This window comes from Streptomyces sp. KR55, from assembly GCF_052245645.1.
GTDB classification, from domain to species: Bacteria; Actinomycetota; Actinomycetes; order Streptomycetales; family Streptomycetaceae; genus Streptomyces; species Streptomyces flavusporus.
On record NZ_JBQQCE010000662.1, the window covers coordinates 1 to 3943 of the forward strand.

Here is a 3943-nt window from a genome sequence, read left to right on the forward strand (position 1 = left end):
CTGCAGGACGGACACCACGACGGTCATCGCGTATTCCCGGCAGAACGGTCGGGGGTACGTGACGTAGACGACCGCTGACGGGCTTTCCGAGGCCCCCGCCGGGCGCCGTACCATCGTCCTTATGGCTACGGAAGACGCGGTGCGCGAAGCACTGGCGACGGTGAACGACCCCGAGATCAACCGGCCCATCACCGAGCTCGGGATGGTCAAATCGGTGGAGATCGGCGCGGACGGAACGGTCGCGGTCGCCGTGTACCTGACGGTCTCCGGCTGCCCCATGCGGGACACGATCACCCAGCGGGTGACCGAGGCGGTCTCCCGGGTCGAGGGCGTCACCCACGTCGACGTCACGCTCGACGTGATGAGCGACGAGCAGCGCCGCGAGCTGGCGACCGCCCTGCGCGGCGGCCAGGCCGAGCGCGAGGTCCCCTTCGCCAAGCCGGGCTCGCTGACCCGCGTGTACGCGGTCGCCTCCGGCAAGGGCGGCGTCGGCAAGTCGTCCGTCACGGTCAACCTGGCGGCGGCGATGGCGGCGGACGGTCTGAAGGTCGGTGTCGTCGACGCCGACATCTACGGCCACTCCGTGCCGCGCATGCTGGGCGCCGACGGGCGTCCCACCCAGGTCGAGAACATGATCATGCCGCCGTCCGCGAACGGCGTGAAGGTCATCTCCATCGGCATGTTCACGCCGGGCAACGCGCCCGTGGTGTGGCGCGGCCCGATGCTGCACCGGGCGTTGCAGCAGTTCCTGGCCGACGTCTACTGGGGCGACCTGGACGTCCTGCTGATGGACCTTCCGCCCGGCACCGGCGACATCGCCATCTCCGTGGCCCAGCTGGTCCCGAACGCCGAGATCCTGGTCGTGACGACCCCGCAGCAGGCCGCGGCCGAGGTCGCGGAGCGGGCCGGCTCCATCGCCGTACAGACCCACCAGAAGATCGTCGGCGTGGTCGAGAACATGTCCGGCCTGCCCTGCCCGCACTGCGGCGAGATGGTCGACGTCTTCGGCACGGGCGGCGGCCAGTCGGTGGCCGACGGCCTCACCCGCACCACGGGCACGAGCGTCCCCGTCCTCGGCAACATCCCCATCGACGTCCGCCTCCGCGAGGGCGGCGACGAGGGCAAGCCGGTGGTCCTCACCGACCCGGACTCCCCGGCGGGCGCGGCCCTGCGCTCGATCGCGGGCAAGCTGGGTGGCCGGCAGCGAGGCCTGTCGGGCATGTCGCTGGGCATCACGCCGCGCAACAAGTTCTAGAACTTTCCGGAAGTGGTACGAGGTCGGGGGCGCCGTCTGCACAGACGGCGCCCCCGACCTCGTCACCTTGTCGCCTTGTCAGGCGTACTCCGCGATGTCCTTGATCACGGCGAAGCCCAGACCGTACGCGCTCATACCCCGGCCGTACGCCCCCAGGTGGAGCCCCTGCTCCGTCGTCCCCGCGAGCACCCACCCGAACTCGGACTCCCGATAGTGGAAGGACGTGGGAACGCCGTCCACCGGCAGGGACAGCGTCGACCAGTCCTCGCCGGCGAGATCGTCCGCGAGGACCCACGCCGTCTCCGTCTGCTGCTCCAGCCAGTCGTCCCGCAGGGTGTGGTCCATCTGCGCGGGCCAGGTGAAGGACAGCAGCCCCACCCCGGCGAGCCAGGCCGCCGAGGAGACCGACGTGGCTTCCAGGAGCCCCGTACCGTCCGCGCTGCGCCGCACCGGGTTGGCCGCGACGGTCACCACGACCGCGAACCGTTCCCGGTCCTCCGTCGTCTCACCCCGCACCGAGGGCTCGTCACCGTGGCCGATGGAACCGTGCTCCACGGCCCCGTCGGCCGTCGTACCGACCTGCATCAGCCAGCGCGGGCCCGTGAACGCCTCGTCGAGGCCGTACCAAGGGAAGGGCGCGCGCAGGTAGCCGTCGACCGTACGCCGGCCCGAGGGGAGCTGTTGTCCGCCCTCCGCGGCCGGCGCCTGTGCGACTGCCCGACTCGTCGTCTCCATGTGCCCGGACGCCTCCTCGCTCTCGTCGGACCGGGCGGCCCGCCCCCCTTCGGGCGTACTCGTCCGGTCCGCACAACAACTCGGCAGCATATCCACACCGCTGCGGGCCGCAGCGAATGCGCCCGGCGCGTGGGTCGCCCGGGGGCGCGTTCAGGCCGCGCGGGCGCGGGGGATACGGGCTCGGGGGATCAGGTGGCGTCCGCGTCGAAGGGCGGGCGCTCGTCGGGCTTCTTCGTCATGTCGACGCGGGCGCCCGAGGAAGCCGGGGAAGCCGACGGGGCGGTGGACGTCTCGGTGTCACGGCCCTGCACCGCGTCCGTGACCTCGGCCATCTCCTTCTTCAGGTCGAAGCCGTTGCGGATCTCCTTCAGCCCCAGGTCGTCGTTGTCCAGCTGCTTGCGGATGAACGTCTTGGGGTTGAGGTCCTCGAACTCGAAGTCCTTGAACTCCGGGCCCAGTTCCTGCCGGATGTCCTGCTTCGCGCTCTCCGAGAACTCGCGGATCTTCCGGACCGTGCGCATCACGTCCTGGATGACCTTCGGGAGCTTGTCCGGACCGAAGACGAGCACGGCGAGGACGATGAGCGTCACCAGCTCTAGCGGTCCTATGTCATTGAACACCTGAAGCTCCTTGCGATGTCCCGGGCCGGATCCACGGTACCCGCCGATCCTGTCCGACCGGTACCGTCCCGTGACCCCCGAGTGCGTGTAAGTGAGCGGTTTTCCGGCTGTTTGCCTTGTGAGGGTCGGTTCGGAGTCCTGTCTATGAGGTTTGTGTGAGTTCGCTCAGTCGCCGTCGGAGGAGCCGAGCACCAGGGAGATCGTCCGCTCCTTGCCGTCGCGTACGACGGTCAGCTCCAGGCGGTCGCCGGGCCGGTGGGCGCGCGTCTTGACGATCAGTTCCTCGCCTGAGTGGATGCGCTGGCCGTCGACCTCGGTGATGACGTCGCCCGCCTCGATGCCGGCCTTGTCACCGGGGCCGTTCCGGGTGACCGGAGGTCCGCCGTCGTTGCCCTTGGTGCCGACGCGGGCGCCGTCGCCGGTGTAGTTCATGTCGAGGGTGACGCCGATGACCGGGTGGGTCGCCTTGCCGGTGCTGATCAGCTCCTCGGCGACGCGTTTGCCCTGGTTGACGGGGATGGCGAAGCCGAGGCCGATGGAGCCGGCCTGGCCGCCGTCGAGGTCGGAGCCGCTGTCGGCGGAGCGGATCGCGGAGTTGATGCCGATGACGCGGGCCTGCGCGTCGAGCAGGGGGCCGCCGGAGTTGCCGGGGTTTATGGGGGCGTCGGTCTGCAGGGCGTCGACGTAGGAGACATCGCTGCCGTCGCCGCTCTCGCCACCGGCCGTGATGGGCCGTTCCTTGGCGCTGATGATTCCGGAGGTGACGGTGCCGGCCAGGTCGAAGGGCGCGCCGATGGCGACGACCGGGTCGCCGACCTGGACGTTGTCGGAGTTGCCGAGCGGCAGGGGCTCGAGCCCGCTCACCCCGCGCACCCGCACGACGGCGAGGTCGTAGCCGCCGTCCCTGCCGACGACCTCGGCCTTCGCGGTGTCGCCGCTGTGGAAGGTGACGGTGATCTCACCGTCGTCTCCGGCGGGCTCGACGACATGGTTGTTGGTGAGGATGTGGCCACGGTCGTCGAGCATGAAGCCGGTGCCGGTGCCACCTGCGTCGGCGCCGCTGACGTGCAGGGTGACCACGCTGGGCAGGGCCCGCGAGGCGATCCCGGCCACGCTGTCCGCGGCCCGCCCGGCGGGCTCCTTTCCGGCCTGCGGCAACTCCACCTCCTCGACGCCGCCGTTCCGCTCCAGATACGCCCCTACGGCCCCACCGACGCCCCCGGAGACGAGCGCGACCAGCACCACGCCGACCAGGAGCACCTTCATACCCCGCCTGCGCCGCTGCTCCTGCGTGAGCACGGCGGCACCGGTCTGCTGAAGGGGGGCGGGGGTC

At 70.7% G+C, this 3943-nt stretch carries 4 protein-coding genes; 1 reads left to right on the forward strand and 3 read right to left on the reverse strand.

What is annotated here, in order from left to right; genetic code table 11:
• Window positions 1-121: 121 nt before the first annotated feature.
• Window positions 122-1255 (forward strand): Mrp/NBP35 family ATP-binding protein, encoded by a 1134-nt coding sequence (locus ACTWQJ_RS47830; protein ID WP_385264919.1) that lies wholly within the window; start codon window positions 122-124, stop codon window positions 1253-1255.
• A 78-nt stretch (window positions 1256-1333) separates the two neighbouring features.
• Here the strand turns inward: ACTWQJ_RS47830 and ACTWQJ_RS47835 are convergent, their stop codons facing one another.
• The 3 genes from ACTWQJ_RS47835 to ACTWQJ_RS47845 form a co-directional block, all read right to left on the reverse strand.
• A complete protein-coding gene (locus ACTWQJ_RS47835) occupies window positions 1334-1990 on the reverse strand; it encodes a hypothetical protein (protein WP_443312640.1) in 657 nt (218 codons plus the stop codon).
• 188 nt (window positions 1991-2178) lie between these two features.
• The gene (locus ACTWQJ_RS47840) at window positions 2179-2610 is read right to left on the reverse strand and encodes a sec-independent translocase (RefSeq protein WP_385510742.1); all 432 of its coding nucleotides are present in this window, start codon (window positions 2608-2610) and stop codon (window positions 2179-2181) included.
• 165 nt (window positions 2611-2775) lie between these two features.
• Window positions 2776-3943: S1C family serine protease (locus tag ACTWQJ_RS47845; RefSeq protein WP_443312641.1), on the reverse strand; the 1168-nt coding region annotated here is incomplete at its 5' end.

What these genes read in the sequence shown, in the direction of transcription:
- ACTWQJ_RS47830 (WP_385264919.1), top strand. Translation starts at nt 122, where the DNA reads ATGGCTACGGAAGACGCGGTGCGCGAAGCACTGGCGACGGTGAACGAC.
- ACTWQJ_RS47835 (WP_443312640.1), bottom strand. Translation starts at nt 1,990, where the DNA reads ATGGAGACGACGAGTCGGGCAGTCGCACAGGCGCCGGCCGCGGAGGGC.